23 protein-coding genes are annotated in these 20,430 nt (G+C 69.4%); 5 read left to right on the top strand and 18 right to left on the bottom strand.

What is annotated here, in order from left to right; all coding sequences use genetic code 11:
* Positions 1–13: 13 nt before the first annotated feature.
* Positions 14–712, bottom strand: a complete 699-nt coding sequence (locus ACIGXM_RS25060) for an HAD family hydrolase (protein WP_396564483.1) — start codon at positions 710–712, stop codon at positions 14–16.
* A gap of 95 nt (positions 713–807) precedes the next feature.
* On the opposite strand from ACIGXM_RS25060, the gene ACIGXM_RS25055 reads away from it, so the two are divergent.
* Together ACIGXM_RS25055 and ACIGXM_RS25050 are read left to right on the top strand one after the other, a co-directional pair.
* A complete protein-coding gene (locus tag ACIGXM_RS25055; protein WP_396564481.1) occupies positions 808–1,581 on the top strand; it encodes an XRE family transcriptional regulator in 774 nt (257 codons plus the stop codon).
* Complete coding sequence (locus tag ACIGXM_RS25050; RefSeq protein ID WP_396564479.1) at positions 1,565–2,038, top strand: NUDIX hydrolase; 474 nt, start codon at positions 1,565–1,567, stop codon at positions 2,036–2,038. Before ACIGXM_RS25055 ends, ACIGXM_RS25050 begins: the two co-directional genes overlap by 17 nt.
* On the opposite strand, the gene ACIGXM_RS25045 is transcribed toward ACIGXM_RS25050, so the two are convergent.
* From ACIGXM_RS25045 to ACIGXM_RS24985, 13 genes are all read right to left on the bottom strand, one after another.
* Positions 2,026–2,595, bottom strand: coding sequence for an HD domain-containing protein (locus ACIGXM_RS25045; RefSeq protein WP_396564477.1), 570 nt, complete (start codon positions 2,593–2,595; stop codon positions 2,026–2,028). The two genes, ACIGXM_RS25050 and ACIGXM_RS25045, sit on opposite strands and share 13 nt — an antisense overlap.
* Before the next feature lie 150 nt (positions 2,596–2,745).
* Positions 2,746–3,351 carry an aminoacyl--tRNA ligase-related protein gene (locus tag ACIGXM_RS25040; protein WP_396564649.1) on the bottom strand — a complete coding sequence of 202 codons (606 nt, stop codon included), beginning with the start codon at positions 3,349–3,351 and terminating at the stop codon, positions 2,746–2,748.
* A gap of 109 nt (positions 3,352–3,460) precedes the next feature.
* Positions 3,461–4,702: an IS256 family transposase gene (locus ACIGXM_RS25035; protein ID WP_396564475.1), complete on the bottom strand. Its 1,242-nt coding sequence runs from the start codon at positions 4,700–4,702 to the stop codon at positions 3,461–3,463.
* Between the two features lie 133 nt (positions 4,703–4,835).
* On the bottom strand, positions 4,836–5,471 hold the full coding sequence (locus tag ACIGXM_RS25030) for a hypothetical protein (RefSeq protein WP_396564473.1): 636 nt from the start codon (positions 5,469–5,471) through the stop codon (positions 4,836–4,838).
* A gap of 440 nt (positions 5,472–5,911) precedes the next feature.
* Complete coding sequence (locus tag ACIGXM_RS25025) at positions 5,912–7,204, bottom strand: serine hydrolase domain-containing protein (RefSeq protein ID WP_396564471.1); 1,293 nt, start codon at positions 7,202–7,204, stop codon at positions 5,912–5,914.
* A complete protein-coding gene (locus ACIGXM_RS25020; protein WP_396564469.1) occupies positions 7,201–8,109 on the bottom strand; it encodes an aKG-HExxH-type peptide beta-hydroxylase in 909 nt (302 codons plus the stop codon). Before ACIGXM_RS25020 ends, ACIGXM_RS25025 begins: the two co-directional genes overlap by 4 nt.
* Positions 8,110–8,217: 108 nt before the next feature.
* Positions 8,218–8,349 (bottom strand): hypothetical protein, encoded by a 132-nt coding sequence (locus tag ACIGXM_RS25015; protein ID WP_396564467.1) that lies wholly within the window; start codon positions 8,347–8,349, stop codon positions 8,218–8,220.
* Between the two features lie 107 nt (positions 8,350–8,456).
* The gene (locus ACIGXM_RS25010) at positions 8,457–9,323 is read right to left on the bottom strand and encodes a protein kinase (RefSeq protein WP_396564465.1); all 867 of its coding nucleotides are present in this window, start codon (positions 9,321–9,323) and stop codon (positions 8,457–8,459) included.
* Positions 9,323–9,967: an AAA family ATPase gene (locus ACIGXM_RS25005; RefSeq protein ID WP_396564463.1), complete on the bottom strand. Its 645-nt coding sequence runs from the start codon at positions 9,965–9,967 to the stop codon at positions 9,323–9,325. Before ACIGXM_RS25005 ends, ACIGXM_RS25010 begins: the two co-directional genes overlap by 1 nt.
* A gap of 6 nt (positions 9,968–9,973) precedes the next feature.
* Complete coding sequence (locus ACIGXM_RS25000; RefSeq protein ID WP_396564461.1) at positions 9,974–10,705, bottom strand: hypothetical protein; 732 nt, start codon at positions 10,703–10,705, stop codon at positions 9,974–9,976.
* Positions 10,702–11,316: a hypothetical protein gene (locus ACIGXM_RS24995; protein WP_396564459.1), complete on the bottom strand. Its 615-nt coding sequence runs from the start codon at positions 11,314–11,316 to the stop codon at positions 10,702–10,704. Before ACIGXM_RS24995 ends, ACIGXM_RS25000 begins: the two co-directional genes overlap by 4 nt.
* A 14-nt stretch (positions 11,317–11,330) precedes the next feature.
* Complete coding sequence (locus ACIGXM_RS24990; RefSeq protein ID WP_396564457.1) at positions 11,331–13,208, bottom strand: radical SAM protein; 1,878 nt, start codon at positions 13,206–13,208, stop codon at positions 11,331–11,333.
* A gap of 32 nt (positions 13,209–13,240) precedes the next feature.
* Positions 13,241–13,675: an NUDIX domain-containing protein gene (locus ACIGXM_RS24985; protein WP_396564455.1), complete on the bottom strand. Its 435-nt coding sequence runs from the start codon at positions 13,673–13,675 to the stop codon at positions 13,241–13,243.
* A gap of 294 nt (positions 13,676–13,969) precedes the next feature.
* Here ACIGXM_RS24985 and ACIGXM_RS24980 point away from each other — a divergent pair, with 294 nt between their 5' ends.
* Positions 13,970–14,824 carry a hypothetical protein gene (locus tag ACIGXM_RS24980; protein WP_396564453.1) on the top strand — a complete coding sequence of 285 codons (855 nt, stop codon included), beginning with the start codon at positions 13,970–13,972 and terminating at the stop codon, positions 14,822–14,824.
* A 241-nt stretch (positions 14,825–15,065) separates the two neighbouring features.
* On the opposite strand, the gene ACIGXM_RS24975 is transcribed toward ACIGXM_RS24980, so the two are convergent.
* The 4 genes from ACIGXM_RS24975 to ACIGXM_RS24960 all read right to left on the bottom strand — a co-directional run bounded on the left by ACIGXM_RS24975 (position 15,066) and on the right by ACIGXM_RS24960 (position 18,088).
* Positions 15,066–15,659 (bottom strand): hypothetical protein, encoded by a 594-nt coding sequence (locus tag ACIGXM_RS24975; RefSeq protein ID WP_396564451.1) that lies wholly within the window; start codon positions 15,657–15,659, stop codon positions 15,066–15,068.
* 241 nt (positions 15,660–15,900) lie between these two features.
* Positions 15,901–16,746 carry an aldo/keto reductase gene (locus tag ACIGXM_RS24970; protein ID WP_396564449.1) on the bottom strand — a complete coding sequence of 282 codons (846 nt, stop codon included), beginning with the start codon at positions 16,744–16,746 and terminating at the stop codon, positions 15,901–15,903.
* The gene (locus ACIGXM_RS24965) at positions 16,743–17,933 is read right to left on the bottom strand and encodes a cupin domain-containing protein (RefSeq protein WP_396564447.1); all 1,191 of its coding nucleotides are present in this window, start codon (positions 17,931–17,933) and stop codon (positions 16,743–16,745) included. Before ACIGXM_RS24965 ends, ACIGXM_RS24970 begins: the two co-directional genes overlap by 4 nt.
* A 14-nt stretch (positions 17,934–17,947) precedes the next feature.
* Positions 17,948–18,088, bottom strand: coding sequence for a hypothetical protein (locus ACIGXM_RS24960; protein WP_396564445.1), 141 nt, complete (start codon positions 18,086–18,088; stop codon positions 17,948–17,950).
* A gap of 179 nt (positions 18,089–18,267) precedes the next feature.
* Between ACIGXM_RS24960 and ACIGXM_RS24955 the strand changes: the two genes are divergently transcribed.
* Positions 18,268–19,683 carry a helix-turn-helix domain-containing protein gene (locus tag ACIGXM_RS24955; RefSeq protein WP_396564443.1) on the top strand — a complete coding sequence of 472 codons (1,416 nt, stop codon included), beginning with the start codon at positions 18,268–18,270 and terminating at the stop codon, positions 19,681–19,683.
* 40 nt (positions 19,684–19,723) lie between these two features.
* Positions 19,724–20,410 carry a RibD family protein gene (locus ACIGXM_RS24950; protein WP_396564441.1) on the top strand — a complete coding sequence of 229 codons (687 nt, stop codon included), beginning with the start codon at positions 19,724–19,726 and terminating at the stop codon, positions 20,408–20,410.
* Positions 20,411–20,430 lie beyond the last annotated feature (20 nt).

Genomic DNA, 20,430 nt, shown 5'->3' with positions numbered 1-20,430 from the left:
AGACCACCGCGCGTCAGTGATGCTCGGATGCCCAAGACTTGAGGTGAGCTATCAGAGCGGTGGTATCGATCAGATCCGCCAACACGACGGTGGCACCAGCTTCGCGTAGCTCTGCGGCAGAGTTGACCCCAGTGGCGACCGCGACGATCCGGGCGCTGTTCGTCAGCGCTGCCTCGACATCCCGAGGGGTATCACCGATCAGAGCCACCGCTGTCCCCTCGGGAACGCTGTAGGCGGCACGGATACGGTCGCACGCCACCGGGACGAGCGCAGCCCGCTCGAGATAGTCAGCGCCGTACGCGCCGACCTCCAGGTCCACCAGACCCTCGAGTCCGAACGCCGCAAGCTTCATCCGGGCATTCGCGGCGATATTGCCGGTCAGCACGGACGAGATGATCCCGGGCTCCTGCGCGACTGCGATCAGGGCGTCCCGGGCACCGGGCAGCGCACGGCCACGCAGTCGGAGCTCCTCAAGTCGTTCGCGGCCGGCAGCTTCAAGAGCCGCCTGGACGGTGTTCCAGGCTGGCTGAGCCAAACCGTCCCGGTCGAACATCTCCCGCATGATCAGTCGATCGGTCCGACCTGCCGTCACTGCGGGACCCGAGGGCTGGCAATGGGCCACAGCCTCGAACGCTGCGGCGTAGATCTCCTTGCTCACCCCCGCGTTGTCGATGAGCGTGTGGTCGATGTCCCACAGGATGATGAGCGCCATCGGGCCAGCGTAGGCAGTGGACCGGGCACGCGTCGGCTGCCCCGGGTCCCAGGACGTCCTTGCGGGTCCCGGGAGAGTCCGGTTGGATATCCGCTGTGAACGAGCGATTGCGCTCCGCACTCGCGCAGCGCGGTGTCCCTCCTGAGGAACTCGCGACGGTCTGCGAGGTGGACCCCAAGACTGTGACCCGCTGGTTAGGCGGTCGCGTACCCCATGCACGTCATCGGTGGAGCGTCGCACACCACCTGAAAGTGGACGAATCCTTCATCTGGCCGCAGACCCGGCCCGTAGCCGGACAGACCCCGGGCAATGGGGCCGGCCTCGTAGCCGCATACCCCGATCGCGCCAGCGTCCCTCGGGAGATCTGGCTCTCCCTTCTCCTGGAGAGCATGACGCAGATCGATGTGCTGGTGTTCTCGGGGACGTTCTTCGCCCAGTCGAACCCGCGAATCGCCACGATGCTCGCCGAGCGCGCGGCCGCTGGAGTCCAGGTCCGGTTGTGCTTCGGCGACCCACAGGGCCACGCTGTGGCGGTCCGCGGGCGGGAGGAGGGCATCGGGGACGCGCTCGCCGCGAAGGTTCGCGCCTCGCTCACCTACTACCGGCCGCTGCTGGGTAGGCCCGGCTGCGAGATCCGCCTGCATGACAGCACCCTCTACAACTCCCTGTTCCGTTACGACGACGACCTGCTGGTCAACCCGCATGTCTGGGGCCAGCCGGCGTCCGCCAACCCCCTGATGCATCTCCAGAAGGACAGGGAGCTGGGCTGGTTCGACAGCTACGCTTCGAGCTTCGACGCGGTCTGGGACTATGCCCGGCCGTGGACCCACGACGCAGAGGGAGCCCCGTCACATGGCCGGCAGGACTGAGTACTACGGCGATCCGGCGGCGCCGGCGGCCAACTCACTGGTTCCCGCGAGCAACCTGCTGGTGCAGAACGACGAGGGCGCGATCCTCCTGCAGCGCCGGCGCGACACCGGGCAGTGGGCGCTGCCCGGAGGGAAGCAGGACATCGGCGAGTCCGCCGCCGAGTGCGCCGTGCGCGAGTGCGAGGAGGAGACCGGCATCAAAGCGGAGATCACCGGCTTCCTCGGGGTCTACTCCAACCCGGCGCACATCGTCGTCTACAGCAGCAACGGTGAAGCTCGTCAGCAGTTCGAGGTCGCCTACATCGGCCGGCCCGTCGGCGGTGAGCCCACCATCAACGACGAGGCCGATGGCGTTCGCTGGGTTCATCCCCACGACCTGGACGGCTACGACATCCACCCGAGCATGCGCCAGCAGATCGGCGACTACCTCAGCGGTAAGTACCCCTACCTCGGCTGAATCCCCGCTGAGGCGGCGCGCTCCTCGGTGCGGTGCACAGCAGCGTGAATCAGTGGCTCGGCTCGCCGGATGAAGCGTCCCACGATGCTGTCGCCGCCGTAGCGACCGACTATCTCCGCGACCCGCTGCTCCGATCTGGTCAGCTCGCCGTCGGGCGTCGTGGTCATGTCGCAGTAGACCAGGGCGTCCACCAGTACCTGGTCTTCGAGCAGTGGGAACTCCAGCTCTAGGAAGTCCTGGAGCCCCCGCTCCTCGGCCTCCAGCAGGGCGAAGGAGTGGTTGGCGACCAGCCGGGTCAGGCGTTCGTCGGTGCGGTGGGAGTCGCGCAGGAACCGGGCGCCATCCAGCGGGTGGAAGCCAGTGGCCGCGAGCCGGGGCGCGTAGCCGACATCGTGGAGCACCGCGGCGGCCGCCAGCAGCACTGCGTCCGGTCCGAGAACCGGGGCAAGGCGCTCGGCTTGCCTGGCTACCCCCTGGGAGTGCGACCACCGCCTCGGCAAGGTGTTCGCCAGTTCCTGTTCGGCGATTCGCCACGCCCAACGATGAGTCTCCGTCATGCTGTCGACCTTCCTGCCCACGGACCGCTTCCATGTCTTCCGGCTCGAGTACGCTGACATCCGCCCCGGCCACCGCGGTAGCAGCGGCCGGGACGGCATCTGTCCTGCCTCGGGGACCGGACAGGGATCACCGGGCCCAGGCCAACAGGGCTACCTGGCCGCTGCTGGTGGCGTCAAGGTCTCGCGGCCCAGCCAACGTTGCAACACCGCAGGCACGCTGACGGTGCCGTCGGCCTGCTGGTGCTGTTCCAGCAAGGCCGGCACCAGACGGCTGGTGGCCAGCCCGGACGCGTTGAGAGTGTGCACGTAGGCGGGCTTGCCCGTGGCCGGGCGGTAGCGGATGTTGCCGCGCCGGGCCTGGTAGTCCCGGGCGTTCGACACCGAGCTGACCTCGACGTAGGCGCCGATGCTGGGCAGCCAGACCTCCACGTCGAACGTCTTGGCCATCGAGGCGCTGGTGTCCTCGGAGGCCAGCCGGGTGATCCGGTGGTGCAGTCCGAGCGAGGCGACCAAGTCGGCTGCCCTGCCGAGAAGTTCCTGGTGAGCGGCATCCGACTTGTCGGGATGCGCGAACTGGAACATCTCCACCTTGTTGAACTGGTGGCCGCGAAGTGTCCCACGCTCGCTCGCGCGGTAGCTGCCGGCCTCCCGCCGGTAGCACGGCGAGTAGGCGACGTACTTCAGAGGAAGCGCAGTCTCTGGCAGGACCTCGTCGCGGTGGAGATTGACCAGCGCGGTCTCCGAGGTCGGGAGCAGGAATCGCTGTGGCCCGGCCGGGCCCTGCTCGACCGCGAAGACATCCTCCGCGAACTTGGGAAACTGACCTGCGGTGTAGCGGTCGTGTCCCGCTTCGTGGTGTAGCCGATCAATCGGCGGGTGCGTTGGTGGTGTTGGGTAGTGCGGGGGCGCTTTCGGGGAGCTCGGTGGGGTAGAGCTGGTCCATGCTGCCCTCGGGCAGGTAGCGGCGGGGGAAGGCGATCCACTCGTCGTGGAGCTCGAAGAGCACGGCGGTGACCAGCCGCAGCAGCGCGTCGTCGTTCGGGAAGACCTGGACGACGTCGGTGCGGCGCTTGATCTCACGGTTGATCCGCTCCAGCGGGTTCGTCGACTGGATCTTCTTCCAATGTCGTTCCGGGAAGACGGCGAAGGCGGTCAGGTCGTCCTTCGCCTCCAGCAGCATCGCCTTGACCTTCGGGAACTGCGTGCCGAGCATGCCGGCGACGGTGTCCAGCTGGGTGCGGACCGCCTCGGCGGTGGGCTGGGCGAAGATCGTGCGGATCGTCGCGGCGACCATCTCGGCCGCCTCCTTGCTGATCACGCTGAACACGTTGCGCAGGAAGTGAACCCTGCAGCGCTGGTAGGCGGCCCCGAGCATGACCTTGCGGATGGCCTTGACCAGCCCCAGATGGTGGTCGCCGATCACCAGCCGGACCCCGGCCAGGCCGCGTTCGCGCAAGGAGCGTAGGAACTCGGTCCAGAACACCTCGGTCTCGCTGTCGCCGACCATCACTCCCAGAACCTCGCGGCCGCCGTCCTCGGTGATACCGGTGGCGATCACCACGGCCCGGGACACGATCTGGTGCTCGACCCTCGCCTTGCAGTAGGTCGCGTCGAGATACACGTAGGGGAAGCGGACATGATCCAGGGGCCGGCCGCGGAAGGCGGTGAGCTGGCCGTCCAGGTCCTGGCAGATCCGTGAGACCTCGCTCTTGGAGATGCCGGTGTCCGCGCCCAGGGCCTTGACCAGGTCGTCGACCGAGCGGGTGGACACGCCGTGGACGTAGGCCTCCATGATGACCGCGTACAGGGTCTGGTCGATCCGGCGGCGGCGCTCCAGCAGCGCGGGGAAGAAGCTGCCCGCCCGTAGCTTGGGGATGGCCAGGTCCAGGTCGCCGGCCTGCGTGGTCAGCGTCTTGTCGCGGTGTCCGTTGCGGAACGCGGTGCGGGTCTCGGTGTGCTCGTTCCACTGGGCGCCGATCCTCGCGGTGGCCTCGGCTTCGATCAGCTCCTGGAGCATCCGCTCGGCCACCTTACGGACGAGTTCGAGCCCGTCCGCCGAACGTAGTGACTCCAGCAGGCGCAGTAGGTCAGACTGGGACAGGGCCACCGTGAGTCTCCCTCGTTGAACTGGCCGTTCACTTCGGAGAGTTACACGGTGGCTCACCCATGCTCAGGGAGCACGAGGCCTTCGTGGGTGTGCGCCCCGGGAGCGAGCCCGCGCACACCTGACCCGTGATCGACTACACCACACAGTGGGACGCCATCCTGGTGTAGCCAGCCTGATAGGTCAACAGGTGAGGCGGCAGGATCAGCTCGTAGCCGTCACGCACGTGGGTCTCGATGAACAAGTTGAGCAACGCCCACTCGAGCAGCGCGCCGGCGCCGCGGTAGACCCAGTTACCGGTGCCACCGAGTTTGACGCCGCGCTCGTAGTCGATCAGCTCGAGTCGACGGGCGAGGTCGACGTGGTTCTGTGCCTTGAAGTCGAAGTCCGGTCGGGCGCCGTGCTCACGGACGACCCGGTTCTGCTCCTTGCCGCCAGCCTGCACGTCCTCGTCAGGCAGGTTGGGCAACTGGTCGAGGAACGCTTGGCGTTCGGCAGTCAGGCCGGTGAGCTGCTCTTCGAGTACGGTAAGGCGGTCGCCGAGCTCGGTTGCCTCAGCTCGCTTGGCGTTGGCATCTGGGCTGGCTGGGTGCTGTGCGATTTCGCGTGAGATCCGCTTGCGTTCGGCGCGCAGCGTCTCGGCCTCGGTCTTGCCCTGCCGGTACTTCTCGTCCAAGGCGAGGAAGGCGGCAAGGTCAAGGTGAACGGCGCGCTTCGCCAGCGCGCGTTCGACGCGCTGTGGATGCTCGCGGATCACGGTGATGTCCAGCATTTCAGGTCCCATCGATCAGTCGGAGTCCGACGTGATCCCTTGGGGGCGTGGGCGAGAAGGGGACTCGCGGTGCCACCACGCCTTCGCCGTCACCCGAAGGTGGCGGCCTCGACAGCTCGATGACGGGAGCGAACCGGCGGGGCATTAGGCCGCGGCCGGCCGTTCCTCCCCGCACTCGGGAGGGGATTCACCACAGGACGCGAGGCTGCCCTCACAGCTGTCGGCAGCTCTCTCGGCTCGCGTGCCCTGCGACTACTTATCTCCGTCAGCGCGTTGCCCAGACGATAGAACGCCCGGACGTTGCGGGCAACGGAGAATCGCCGATCAGATCCAGCTGATTGCCCTGAGTGATGACATGGCGCCATGCGCGTATCGGTCGGATGCCCCGAGGGAGAGCTGGGCCAATGCGGCATGTCGCAAGTTCTCGTGCCGTGATTGGCTCATGATCGCTTGCGGTACACGAGACCGGGGGCCCGATCGAGGTTGAGGGTGAAGCCGTCCACGTGGTCTGTCTCCAGGGTGATGGTGTAGCCGTTGCCCGCCCAGGTGGCGGGCCCGGCCGGGGCGAGGCGGTCCTGCGTACCGCGGCGCCACAGGTGGAGCGTGTCGCCGGTGCGGGTGAGCCGCAGGGCTCCCGGGACCTGGTCGCAGGTGAAGTGGCCGAGTTCGCGGCGGAGCTGTCCGTCGTCGTCGCGGCCATCGGCGGCGGGCTTGGCCGGCCGTCGCGCGTGCCCGGCCGCCTGGGGCAACAGCTCTGCTAGGTCCTGGCCGGGCTGCTCGGCGAGTTCGCGGAGCACCGCGGCGGTGGCGTGGTCGGCGGCCAGGTCGGTGGTGTTGGCCAGCGCGATCACCCGAAGTCCGTCGCGGGTGAGGTGGGCGGCAGCGGAGAAGCCGTGCTCGTGGCCGAAGTGGAAGACAGCGGTGTGTCCGGGGCGGGGGTCGGCGTAGAGGCCGGGCCCGTACAGGTATGGCTGGTGGTCGGCTGTCCGGTAGCCGAGCACTTCCTCCCAAGGCAGCGGGTTGTTGTCGTGCTGCCACATCTGGTGGAGGTGGCCGAGCCAGCGGTCGAGGTCACCGGTGGTGGTGAAGAGGGTGCCGGGTCCAGGCAGGGCGACGGGGGTCTGGGTGTGCTGCCAGCCGTCCCGGGTGGGCCGGTAGGCGGCTGCGGCGCCGGGGACGACTTGGCGGGGGTCCGCTCGGAAGTGGGTGGCGTGCATGCCGAACGGGTCGAAGATTCGGTGGCGGGCGAGGTCGGCCACCGTGGTGCAGTGGACGGTTTCGAGGAGTTCGGCGAGCAGGAGGTAGTTGGTGTTGCTGTAGAGGAACTGTCCTTGGGGGAGAGCGCGTTCGCGCTGCCGGTAGGCGAGATTTCGCAGGTCGTCGGCAGTGTAGTGGTCGAGGTCGCGCAGTCCGGCGAGGGAGAGCAGGGATTCGGCGTCGCGCAGGCCGGAGGTGTGGGTGATCAGGTCGGCGATGGTCACGTCGGTGAGCTGGAGGCGGGGCAGCAGGTCGGCGGCTGGCTGGTGGAGGTGGATCAGACTGTCGCGGGCCGCGAGTAGGACCAGGTGGGCGGTGATCTGCTTGGCGACGGAGCCGGCGTTGAAGGCGGTGCCGGGACCGATGGGGACATGGTGCTCGATGCTGGCCAGGCCGGTGTGCCAGTAGGCCGGTTCCTGGTCCGGGCGCCGGACGAGCAGGGTGAGGCCCGGGGCTCCTGGGCGGGCGACGCTCACAGGGTGAGCGCCTGGCGGTGGACGGCGGCCAGCCGCTCGCGCAGGCCCTCGTCGCCGATCAGTTCGAGCGCGCGCGGGTGGTCGGCGGCGGTGGTGGCGAGCTGGCCGCGCTGCTGGTCGAGGTAGGCGGTCAGGAAGCGCTGCACGTCGTCTTCAGTGTGCTCCAGGACGCGGGCGGTGTAGAGCATGGTGAGAGGGAAGGCCCAGCAGGCGTGGAGGAACCCGAAGGCGGGCCGCATGCTCTGCTTCCACGGGGAGTGGAAGGCGGCATGGTCGTCGATCTTGCAGCTGGTGGCGGTGAGGGCGTCGTTCAGCCAGTTGTGGCCGGCTTCGTGGATGAGGTCGCGGGCCAGGACGACGGGGTCGCCGACGTGGTCGAGGAAGACAGTGCCGGGCAGACGGGTGATGGTCCAGCTGTCCAGGGTGTCGCCGAGCTGCTTGGTCCGCAGCAGGACCACCACGACGGCGTGGGCGGCCAGCAGGGTGCCGAAGCCGGTGTCTGCGGCGACAGCGAACGCACAGGCCGCCAGCGTCCGCAGGGAGATCAGCGCGGGTCCGGCACCGGGGCCGAGCACGTAGTACGGGGTCTCCGATATCGGGGAGCGGGGCAGGTCGCTGAGGTCGGGGGCGACGACGACGCGCGGGCCGAGGGCGGTGGGGGTGGAGTTGCTGGCGGCGTCGGCGTACGGGTTGGCGGCGTACCAGTCGAAGGTGGCCCGCTCGCCGGAGCGGGCCGCGCTCTCGGCGCCCTCAAGGGCGTGGTGGGCCAAGCAGTAGTCGGCGGCGGGGCCGAGGCCAGTGGGCTGGGGCTGGGCGTCGGGGCTGAGAATCGTGTGGATCTTGCGGGTGCGCTCGCGGTGCAGGCGGGTGGTCGGCGGGAAGTCGAAGAGGCCGGGGTTGTCCACGTGTGGGCTCCTGTTCAGGTGAGGGGTGGCCCGGGGCCGGGCCCGCCGCGGTCGGTCGGCCCCGGGTGGTCACCGTCGGCGTTCAGAGCGCAGGACGGTTACGGGTGTTCAGGCGGCGTCGCCCTCGGCGGTCGGCCAGCCCTCGGCGGAGACGCTGGAGGTGTGGGCGGTGGTACGGACGTCCTCGTCCTCGCCGCGCAGGTCCTCGACGGCGTCCAGGAACTCGGAGATGCGGTCCATGGCGGTTACTCCCTCTGGTTGTCCGGATGGTGCTGCTGGATGCCCTTCGCGTTGGTCCTCGGGCACCGGGCGGTGATCTCGCCCTGGGCACGATGGGCCTCCCCGGTTCAGTGCTGGACGGTGCGGGCGACGGTGCGAAGTGCGGCGGCGAGGCCGCTCATGCCGGGGCGGTCGCCGGGCTGGTCGGCAAGCGCGGCGACGACCAGGGTCCGCAGCACCGCGGGGATGAGGGCGAGGTTGCCGTGGCAGCCGAGGCGGGGGATGTCCGCACACAGGTAGCGGTAGATCAGGACAGCCAGGCTGAACACGTCAGCGGCGGCGGTGGCCTGGTGGTAGCCGGTGATGTACTCGGGCGGCCAGTGGACCTCGGGGCCCCGGTGCTCGGGTCCGCGCGGGGTGGCCAGGCGGCGGGCGGCGCCGAGGTCGGTGATCAGCCCGCGGCCCTGGTGGACGAGGATGTTCTCCTGGTAGACGTCGCGGTGGACGATGCCGCGCTGGTGCAGGGAGTTCAGGCCGTCGGCGACGTCGGCGAGGATGTTCAGGCCCTCGTCGGTGTCCTTGCAGGAGGCCATGAAGGTGCGGAAGTTCCCGCCGTCGCACAGCGGCATGGTGTACCAGTCGAACCGCTCGCCGGTGCCCTGGTCGAGCAGGGGGACGACGTGGTCGGCGCCGCCGGCGGCCTGGGTGAGGTCAGCCTCGTGGCGGAAGTCCTCTCGGGCCAGGGCCCGTTCGGCCTCGGTCATCTGCGCGTACCAGTAGAAGCCGTAGGCGGCGCTTCGCTGGTCGGCGGGGAGTTCGGCCAGGACGTGGTTGCTGCCGAAGCCGGCCTTCAGCACGACGGGCGGCTGGCCGGGGCGGCGGGCGGTGACCAGGGTGCTGGCGCGGGTGAACGCGAGGAGGTCGCTCACCTGCCAGCCGTCCGCCCTCAGTTGGCCAAGGACCCAGGCGGCGGGGTGGAGGGGGTGAAGGTTCATCAGCTCGCTTCCGTGGTCGCAGACGGGCGGGTGGAGCCGTTCAGGTGGGCGAGACTGTCGGCGGCCAGCTGGTCGAGGTCGGCCTTGGTGGTGCAGGGCCGCTGCCAGACCGGCAGGCCGGTGCAGCGGGTCCAGGCGGCGGCGGCCTGCAGGTAGAGGTCGGCGAGATGGGTGGCGGCCTCGGGGCGGTCGGTGAAGCGCGGGGCGGTCTCCCGGCCGGCGAGCCGGGCCTGGCACAGTGCGGGGTCGGTGGTCAGCAGGACGGTCAGCTGCGGGCGGGCCCGCTGCTGCTCGGCGAGGCGCTCGACGTACTCGGCGACCGGGCGCTGGTGGACCAGAGCGAGCAGACAGGCCGTGGAGAGACTGAGCCGGTCGGCGATCACCGGGCCCCGGGAGAGGGCGGGGGTGAGGTTGAAGCGGGCGTGGAGGGTTAGGTCCCAGCAGGCCGCTTCGACGACTTCCTCGGGGTTGTCGGCCGCCGCTCCGGCCCGCAGCCGCACCAGGGTGCGGGTGGCGGCCAGGGAGAGCCAGGAGAACTGGCCGGTGTGGTCTAGCAGGATGCCTCGGGTGCGGGCGTCGGCGAGGAGGCGGTCTCGCAGGGTGCTCTTGCCGGCGCCAGGTAGTCCTTCCAAGGCCACGAGCACGCTGTGTCAGCTCCTCGGGTCCTCGGCGGCGAGCCAGCTGATGAACTTCGCGCACCGCCCGGCGGTGACCGGCAGGGTGCCGTGGGCGAGCTGGGAGCCGTACAGCAGCGCGGTGCCCGGGGCCGGGTCGACGGACCAGCGGGTGCGCCGCATCTGCTGGAACCAAGCGGCGGAGTTGTCTGCGCCGTCGTGGGCCAGCCACATGCCCTCCACGTAGCCGTTCCCCGCCACGTCGGGGGTCTGGCGATACCAGAGGCGGTCATTGGAGGCAGTCTCGACGTAGAAGTCGCCGCCAGCGTCAGCCTGGGTGATGACGAGGCTGATGCCGGCGATCTGGCGGGGCCAGGCGAGCGGGTCGGGGGCGATGCCGTCGAGGTGGCTGGTGATGTGCTGGCCTTCGCCGTACTCGACGTACGTCCACGGGCGGCACACGGTGATGGAGGGCATGACCCGGGCCAGGGCCGGGCGGGCACGTTCGAAGGCGTCCTGGAGGACCTTCTCCGCGGCAGCGGGGATGCCGGGGATCTCGACGCGTCCGGCGGGCTCGTAGACGGCCATCGCCTGCTCGTGGCTGTGGCCGGGGATCTCGTGGATGGATGTCCGGCGCTCGTCGCCGAAGCGGGTGGCGTCGTCGCCGGCCAGGAGGTCGCGCATCAAGGTGGCGAGGTGGAGCCGCTCGGAGTGGTCGAGAAAGTTCTCGATGCTGCCGACGCCGACGGTCTCGGCTATGTGGATCACGGGGTGGGCCTCCTTGTTTCGAGGACGCGGCGGATATCGTCAAGGTCGGTGCAGTGGTTGAGCCAGCTGACGACCGGGCTGCCGCCACCGGCCAACGGGTCGCGCCACAGGGCGAGCAGTTCGCCGGTCAGCGGCAGCTCGTCCGCGCCGGGCAGCAGCCAGGAGCCAGCCGTCTCGCCGCCCTGGGCGGCGGGGCAGGGCGCGTGGTGCTGATGGACGAAGATGCGGGTCAGCCGAGTGGCTGCGGCCTCGCGGCACGCCTGCCGGGTGCCGCCGTTGGGCTCGGGCCGGCGGTAGGCGCGGTGTTCGGCTGCCAGCCACGCTTCGGCGATGGCGGCAGCCGAGCCCGCAACGCGGCACGTCGCGCAGCAGCCCGGCCCGTACGACGGGCACTGTCCAGCGTGGGCGCCGAGGGTGATTGCGATCTCGTCGAGGACCGCCCAGGCGGTGTCGGACAGCAGCCCGGCCGCGTCCGGCCGCACGGCACCTTGCGGGGTGCGGTGGTTGCAGCACGGCTGACCGCTGGTGACGGCCGAGGCCGGGACGAGGGCGGGTTCGATGAACAGGGCATGGAAGTAGGCAATGCGTCCGAGCAGTTGGTGGACGGTCACATCGTCGCCGGGCCTCACCCTGCCACCGACCGGTCCACGGCGGCCGGGGCCGGCAGCGGGCAGGCGCACGTGGTGCCCGCCGGGTGCTCGGCCGTCAGTGCGGCGGCCAGAGCTCGGGCGGCGGTGTCCAGGTTGGCAAAGTAGGAGTCCCAGTCCTGCCGGTGGTCCGGGTGGAGGCTGAGGTCGAGGACTGGGACGGTGGTGCCCGATGTCTCGCAGGTCAGTTCGGAGCGGGCGACGTGGACCTCGATGCCGTCGGGCAGCGCGGTGGCGGTGGCCGTGCGGCACAGGGCTGCGGCGGCGCGGGCGTACTCGGCGCGGTCGCGCGGCAGGAGGCCGACCCGCAGTTCGGCGGGGGCCAGGTCCAGGCCGGAGTAGGGGTGGCCCTGGCAGCTGTCGTAGGTGATCAGGCCCCAGCTGGTGGTGAGGGCGTCGGCCAGGGGCCAGACGCCGGTCTCGATCGCCTCGCGCCACTTGGGGTGGGTGGGATCGAGGTCGTCAGCTTCGTGGACGCCGGGCAGGCCGACGGTGTTGATGTTGCCGTGTTCGCTGGTGTGCAGCCTCACCTCGGCGCGGGTGGCGGCGGGGTTGTCCCAGCGGGCGGTGAAGGCGTTCACGTCGCGCATGCTGTTCGGGGTGCGGGGGTGCCAGCGAAGGGTCTGGCACCAGGCGCCTTCGGGGTGGGCGGGCTGGGCGAGGAGGGCGGCGATGCCGTCGATCATGCGCATCCGGTAGTCGCAGTAGGCGTCGCCGTCCGCGGCCGGGTCCTGGCGCCAGCGGGTGGCGATGCAGCCGCCACCGCAGGTGCTGCGGTAGTCGCAGCTCGCGCACTTGTTCATCAGGGCCTTGCCCTGGTTCAGCAGCAGGGAGCCCTGCTGAAGGCTGGCCAGCTCGTGCTGGCCGCTGACCTCGTCGAGCTGGGTCAGGCGGGCCTGGGGCCAAGCCAGTTCGTCGCAGCTGCCGAACCGGTTGTCAGGGTAGAGGGTGAAGACGTGGTCGCACTTGAGGTCGGAGAAGTGGCAGAAGCCGCTGCCTAAGCCGCGCAGGCGCCGGATCGTGGAGACGGCCGGCTCCAGCTTGAGGCGGGTGAAGTGCCCGGCGCTGATCCAGTGGGCGGTGGCGCCCAGCACGAACTCGGCGTACTCGTCCGGGTGGATCGCCCACGCCGGGCCGTCGTCGCCCGCGAGGGCGGCCTGCTGGAGCAGCCTGCTGGCCGGGACGCGCCGGGCCCTGATGGCGGTGGAGCGGCGGATGGTGGTGTCGAAGCAGGGCACGAAGCTGACCGCGTTGACCGCCGCGAAGGCGGCAAGGTGGTCCAGGACCTCCTCGGCCCGGCCCAGCACGGCCGGGGTCACGGTGGTGATGACGCCGACCTTGCGGCCCCGCTCGGCCAGCAGCTCCAGGGCCGCCGCGACGCGCGGGTAAACGGGCTCGCCGTCGTAGCCGATGCGCCAGGCGTTGCCCTGAGCGTCGCCGTCGAGGGAGACACCGATCTGCAGGCCGGGGCAGAGCTCGTCGAACAGGTCGAGCCACTGCCCGTCGAGCTGGACGCCGTTGGTCTGCATCGACACGCGCACCACCTGTGGCTGGGAGGCGAGTTCGCGCAGGATCTCGGCGATCGCCTCGCGGCCGGCGGTCAGCGGCTCCCCACCATGGAGCTCGACGGCGAGGGGACGGTGCCGGAAGAGCCGGGCCAGCTGCCCGATCTGGTCGGGGCTGATCCGGGCTCCGCCGGGCACCTCCTTGCGCTTCTCGTAGCAGTGGGGGCAGTCGATGTCACAGGTCTCCCCGCGCAGCTTGACGATCACCGACACCGCCGTGCTGGTGTCCTCGGGCTCCAGGCTCCGGTAGAGCCGGTCGATCGGATGGTGCTGGTCGGTGGTGCGGTGCATCGGCTGCCTCCCTTGCTGCCGTGACCGGGCTGTTAGTCGGACAGGCGTCCCAGCAGGGCGCCCTGGCCGGACTGGAGGATGTGCGCGGCCTCCAGCGGAATCCAGAAGCACTCGAAGTGAGTGGGCTCCTGCTCGCCGTCGTGGTCCTCCTGGCTCATCCACCGCTCCGGGGTGGGCTCGGTGAGCTCGAGGTGGAAGACGTGCCGGTGCTGGATCTCGAACCGGTACGGGCTGATGTCGTACTCGGTCTCGCCGAGCTTGCGCACGATCTTGAAGTCGTTCACGCCGGTCTCCTCCCGGGCCTCCCGCAGCGCGGCGGCCTCCGGGGTCTCCCCCGGGCGGATACTGCCGGCCGGAACCTGGATGCCGACCTCCTCGTAGCTGTAGTCGGTGTGCCGGAACACCAGCAGCCGCCCGTCGCGCACGACGTAGACGAGCACCTTCTCCTTGGTGACCTTCTCGGGCATCTGAACAACCTCCACATGGTCGGGAATCACCGTTTGGAGCTCACGGGGCCGCGGCTCCAGCCCCCCGAGACCGGCGGATGAGGCGGGTCCGGGGAGCCCGCAAGTCTAAAACCCCTGAGTGACCGTCAACTCGCTCTCTGCTGGCCCACGTCATGATGACTCGGACTGTTGTGCGACAGTCTTCGATGCTGCAGAGGACGGCCCCTTCGCGGACGCGCCAGGGGTGGCGCAGTGCCGGGGCGTGAGCCGCTGAGACACTGGAGCCGGACGTAGCCCGCTGCTACGGTCGCTTGCATGACGCTCCCGATGCCCTCTGCGGTCGTCGACTTGCGGGTTGAGCCGGTTGACGAGGTTCTTGACCGTGTTGAGCAGGCTCTTCAGGTACGCCTGGAGCGGGGAACGGTGGTGCGGAAGCGCCGCTCCGTCGGGGCGCAGACGGACCGTGACACGTGGGTCCGGATCGAACGGCGCTGTCTCGACAGGATCGACGGCCAGGACTGGAACGGCACTGAGTGTGCGCAGGCTTTGACGGGAGTCGCCAAACCCACCTGGTGCTCAGGAGTGGCCTGGCGGGATGCGTTGCACGCGGCGGTTTGGCGGGCTGACGAGACCAGCCTCCTGCCGGGAAGGCCCGTCGGCAGCAGCGTGGTCGCAACCGACCCTGACCTGTCGGACAAGTGGTGGCGGGCTCTGAACAACTCCCTGGATGCCCTCGCAGCCCAGAGCACCACGCGCCTGGCTACGCCAGACCTGGAGACAATCACCCAGGCCATGGTCAGTGCGGCCATTGCTACCTCCTTTCCTGGCGACTACGACACCACCGTGGCCCGATGGCAGCCTGCCCATGCGGACCTCAACTGGGCGAACATGACAGGCCCACGGTTTTGCATGTTCGATTGGGAGGACTGGGGTCTAGCTCCCCGTGGCCTGGATTCGGCTTCGCTGTGGGGAAGTTCGCTCGCTGTTCCAGCGCTCGCCGCCCGGGTCAGGTACGAGCGGCGAGCGGACCTGGACAGCCGGGACGGCAAGCTGATGACGCTCTTCGTGTGCTCGAAGATCACCGGCCCCCATGCCCACCCCGACGACCCCAGGTTGGATCCGGCCCGCCAGGAGGCCGCGCGGATCGTCAGGGAACTCCAGCGGGGCTGATGGTGCATCAAGGCATCAGCCATGCGCTGAATCTCCTTACTTGGGGTGGAAGTGGCCTTGGTAAAGGCGCGACAGTCTTGAATGGTGGCAGGTGCGGTTCGGACGGCACGACCGCGCTTCGGGACGTTCCGAAGACGTCCCGGGACGCTCCGTGATCGTCAGTGGGCGTGACTGCCGGTCAACGCCATCGCAGCATGTACGTGTGCGGCGCCAAGGTGATCGGCAGACTTCTGCCGGAGGGTCACGAGCTAGCTGACGGATCCAGGATTGGTGCCTGCGGCGGGGCGACCCCAGTCAGCTCGCGTGCGCGGTCGGTGAGGAGGAGCGCGAGCTCCGGGTAGAACCCGCGGTCGACCGCCTGGAGCATCTCCGCGAGTGCGATCAGTTGGCCGACGCGGCCCGCCGGGGTATCGAGGACGTCGGAGAATTCGGCGCGGACTCGATCTGCCACCGCAGGCACGAGGAGACTGCTCACCCACAGAACCGCGGGGTCGTAGCCGACCGGTACGAGTCCCCAGCGTTCCCAGTCCAGGATCATGAGCGGCGTGGCGGTCAGGTTGGCCCACTGCAGGTCTCCGTGGCCGGTGATCCGCTCGACCGTTGCCGGGGCCGGGATGCCGAGGTATTTCGGGAAGACTTCCTCGATCCATGCCGGCCGCAGGGTGATCTTGGTTCCGGGGGCCGCGGTGATGTCGGCCAGGGCGGTCCTCAAGCTGCTCCACCAGGTGTCCTCGAGGCCCGGGTTCTCACGGAGGTCCGGAGTCGAGGACACCGCAGGTCCGGTGAAGTCGAAGACGTCGCTCTGGTAGAACCAGTCGTCCTCGGTCCAGTCCATGGTGTCGTGCAGCCGCGGGCGCGGGACGGACTCCGGGATGCACTGCTCTGCTCCGAGAGGCCCTTGCCCGGTGGGCCGGGGGGCGTGACGGCGCCGGCTGCAGGCGACGCGGAGCCAGAGGTGGCCGCTGCGGCGGCCGACGGTCGAACCGGAGGTGCCGAAGACGGCCCGCCCGGAGCAGGCGAGGCCGAGGAACGCGGCGGCCTTGGCGTGCGCGCTCTCCATGCGATGGCGGGCTGCGTCATCCGGTTGAAAGGACATCGAGCACCTTCCTGAGTCGCTCTTCCGAGATCGGGACAGCGAGGGCTGCTGCGGCATCGTCCCAGTGCCCGAGGGTGCTGGTCGAGGTGAGGACGACGTCCAACGCCGGGCAGGCCCCGACCAGATGGAACGCGGCGGTGTGCGGGTTCGATCCCGGTTGGATGAGATTCACCAGTTCGGGGGTCATCAGACCGGGGAGTTCGCCGCCGTGCAGGGGCGCGGAGGCGAAGGTGGTGATCCCGGCGTCGCGCGCGTGGACGAGTGGCCCAGTTCCGTCGATGGCCTGGGTGATGGGCTCAGCCATGACGAGACTCACCGGCATCTGCACTCCGGAGAGGTGGTGGTCCTGCGATCCTGCGGCGTCGTGGGCCAGGTCGACCAGCTCGGCGACGGTGAACGCTTGGGAGGTGAAGCCGTCCCAGGTGGCAACGCCGTAGCCGCCGATGCGCCCGGCGTGCGCGAACTCCTCCAGTACCGCGAACGCGGCGGCAAGGATCCGATGGAGGTGCTGGCGGTCGTGACCGGTCCGCTCGGGATTGTGGACGAAGACCAGGTCGGCCCGGCCGAGGACGTCGAGCGACTGTTCGGTCTGAAAGCGGACGAAGTCGGGGGCGAGGCTGTGCTGTCCGTCCGGGTCGAATCCGGTCTTGGTCGCCACCCTCGCGGCGGGGTGCTCGGCGACGGCAGCGGCGAGGTCGCGGTGGGCGTGGCCGTGTGCGTAGTTGGGGGCAGTATCGATCCAAGTGGCACCGGCTGCAAGGGCGATGCGCGCCGCCTCACCGACGGCGCGCACCCGGTAGGTCCCCAGGCCGAGGACGGCGCTCACCGTGCCGCCCGGACGACGGCGACAGCTTGACCCCTGACGAGTATGGACAGAACGCCTGCCACGTCCTTGACCTCCAGACCGGCGGCATCGGCGAGATCTCCGATGGTCACGGGCTCTCCCGTCACCAGAGCCCGGAGCACGGGAGCCGCCTGCTCCGCGAACTCCCACTCGGTGCCGGCCGCCGCGAGGGTCACCGTTCCCACACCGGCGTCGGTCCTGAGCCTGGCGCGGGCCGCAGTGATCCGCACGGTGATCTCCGGACGCGCCGGGACTGCCTCCACGTACGGCAGGGACGGGGCCGGGCGTCCAAAGTGGGTGGTGTCGACGGAATCCGCCCACCGGCTGATCAATCCGGCGTCGGACAGCGCGGTGCTCATCGCGGTCCGCAAGGCATCCAGGTACGCGGACTTCGCCGCCGGTTCGGCGTGCCGTGGGACGTCCAGACGCATGCTTGGGTCCGCGTGCAGCTGGTCGGCCAGCCAGCTGATGAGGCTGGCTCCGGTGTGGGTGACGAGGCCGAACGTCAGGTGGAGGGATGCGGTGCCCTGGTCGGCGGTGACGGTATGCCACCATCCGCGCGGCAAGTAGAGGACGTCACCAGAGCTGAGGACAACGTCCGCGACCGGTTCCCCCTGGGGTTCCTCCGGGGATTCCACGTCTCGATAGGTGGGCGCCGTTCGGGTCGGCTCCCACAGCCGCCAGCGTTTCGCGCCGTGCTGCTGGACCACGACCACGTCGTGGTCATCCCAGTGCCTGCCGAAGCCTTCCTGTTCCGTCCAGGAGGCGTAGGCGTTCGCCTGCACGGGCGTGCCGACGAAGCGTTCCAGGGCCTCGGCCGCGGCTCGGATCGGAGGGTGAATCTCGTCGATCGCGTCCACGACCAGGGACGCGCCTTCGGCGAGCCTTGCGTGCAGCTCAGCAGGGTGAACCCGGTTCCAGGTCACCCCGCGGCGGTTCGTGAACGGAGCCGAGTATCGGCCAAGGGGGACAGCAACGCCGTCCTGCGACAACCGCAGCCTCGGCGGCTCCAAGCGGTGCGTAGCGAGAACGGCGTTCAGGTCATCCCAGGAGAGGAGACGGGTCACATCCGTCCCGTCCACCGGGAAGACAGCATAGGAGCGGTGAAGCGCCTGGGTGAGGAACTGGTCCCCACCCAGGCGCACCGCCCACGAAGCGGAGTCATGCATCGTGGGCGTCCGGCTCAGGTGTCGTTCTGGTCGGACTTGCCGCCCGTGTTGTCGGACGGCACGTCCGCGCGAGAACGCGCGGCCCGGATGTTGCGGGCAGCGACCAGGAGGCCGCCCCCGTCATCCTCCTGAACAGCGGGCGTGGTGGTCTGCATCCTGTTGATCTCCTTCCCTCAGTACTCGCCGGCAGGTCCGGCGAGACCAAGGGAATCGCTGCGAACGCCTCCTGAACAGAGCAGAATTGATGCACCGATGATGCATTCATGCGGCAAACCGGTGGCTGGCCTGGCAACTTCTGGCGTCAGCGAATTCCAGCAGCTCTAGGGAGCGGGCGATGGGGGCAAGGCGCGAGCGATTAATCGCGTTGCGCGCGAGCGTGGGGCACACCCAGGAGACCCTGGCAGCCTCGATGGGGGTCGACCGGACGACGGTGAGCAGATGGGAGCGGGGCACAGGCCTCCCTCGCCCATGGCAGATGGCCAAGCTCGCCACGCAGCTGAACATCAGCCACGCCGAACTCGCCGATCTTCTGAGCCCGCCTGCGCCAACCATCCGAGCGGCTGGATCGGCGACTGCGCGGACAGAGCTGCGGCCTGATGCGGGCGCAGAACGGGCCCAGCTACCGACTGCGGACGAGCCCGACCTCGGCCAAGGCGCGGTCACCTCGGCAGTTGGTGGCGCGACCATGGCGCTGATGGACGGCAACGTCAGGGTTGGCTGCCGAACCTCAGACGGGAGAATCATCTTCGTGAGCATGCCGCGTCGGGCCCTGCTCCGCGGCGCCACGGCTGCCGCCGGCGTCACGCTCTTCTCGGGGCTCGCGACGCCTGAAATCCAGACCGTCTCGCCAGTCCTCTCCACGGACATCCACCCGGTTGAGAGCATGAGGTCGCTCAGGCGGTCGCTGGTCGAGTGCGACAACATCCTCGGACCACGCGAGGTCGTCGCGACAGCCGAGCAGCACGTCCGCCTCATCCAGCGACTTCGCCGCGAGGCTTCCGGGCAGGACCGACAGAGCCTGCTACAAGTACAGGCCGAGTACGCTGAGTTCTGCAGCTGGCTTTACCAGGACAGCGGCGACCACCGTGCCGCTCAGTATTGGGCGGACCGCGCTGCCGACTGGGCGAGCGCCTGCGGCGACATGGAGCTTGCCGCCTACGTCATGGCCAGGAAGGCCCAGCTCGCCGGCGACATGCGGGATCCGATCGAAGCAATCGACCTCGCGGCCTCCGCGCAGCGCCTGGCACGGCCCGGAAGCCGCCTGAGCGCCATGGGAGCGGTCTACGGAGCCCACGGACATGCAGCGCTCGGCGACGAGCTGACCGCCCAGAACACCTTCGACCAGGCGCTGGCTCTGCTCGCACAGCCGCCCGAAGCGCCCGCCGGCCGGGGCCGATGGCTGGATGAGTCGTACGTGGAGGCCCAACGCGCTCGCTCGCTGTCGTTACTCGGGCGTCACCGTGAGGCGGTGGCCGCCTTCGAGCGGGCGATCCGTACTGTGCCCGCCAACTACCGCCGTGACCGCGGAGTCTACCTCGCCCGGTCCGCCGTAGCGCAGTTCCACGCGGTCGGCCCCGAGCTGGCTGCCGCCACTGCCGCCGAGGCCCTGTCGATCGGCGCCGTCACCGGATCAGCCCGGATCTTCAGCGAGCTGGCCGCACTCGACTCTCTGCTCCAACCATGGCGTTCCGTTCCAGAAGTGACCAACTTTCAGCAAGCACTCGACAGCATGATGTTCCATGAAGTCTGATCACCAGTGGACCTCACGTCTTGAGAGAACGGATCGCACGATGGCCGACCGCCCCTACGTCCTGCTGAGCGTCGCCACCTCCATCGACGGCTACATCGACGACAGCTCACCGCAGCGCCTGCTCCTGTCGAACGCCGAGGACTTCGACCGCGTCGACCAGGTCCGTTCCGAGGCGGACGCCATCCTCATCGGCGGTAACACCCTGCGCAGCGACAACCCGAGGCTCCTGGTCTACAGCGACAAGCGCCGCGAGGAGCGCATCGCAGCGGGCAAGCCCGAATACCCGCTCAAGGTCACCATCTCCGCCAGTGGCGACCTCGACCGCGACCTCAAGTTCTGGCACTTCGGAGACAAGAAGGTCGTTTACACCACCGACGCCGCCATGCCGAAGCTGCGCGAGCGCCTGGAGGGACTCGCCGACATCGTCAGCACCGGCCCAGCCGTGGACTTCGGCACGCTCCTCGAAGACCTGGCCGGTCGAGGCGTCAAGCGCCTGATGGTCGAGGGTGGCAGCTCCATCCACACCCAGTTCCTCTCCCAAGGGCTGGCGGACGAGGTCCACATCGCCGTCGCACCCCTGCTCGTCGGGGACGCCGCCGCCCCGCGCTTTGTCCAGCCCGCTCAGTTCCCCGGCGGCAGCGCCCGGCGGATGAAGCTGATCGAGGCTCAACCGGTCGGTGACGTTGTACTGCTGCGCTACGCCCCGAAGGAGAGCAGCGACGTCTGAGTCCTGCCCTTCGCCAGCGC

This window comes from Kitasatospora sp. NPDC052896, assembly GCF_044547075.1.
In the GTDB taxonomy this organism is placed as follows: domain Bacteria; phylum Actinomycetota; class Actinomycetes; order Streptomycetales; family Streptomycetaceae; genus Kitasatospora.
Note: the sequence above shows the minus strand (reverse complement) of the source record. Positions and strands in the feature narration are given on the sequence as shown.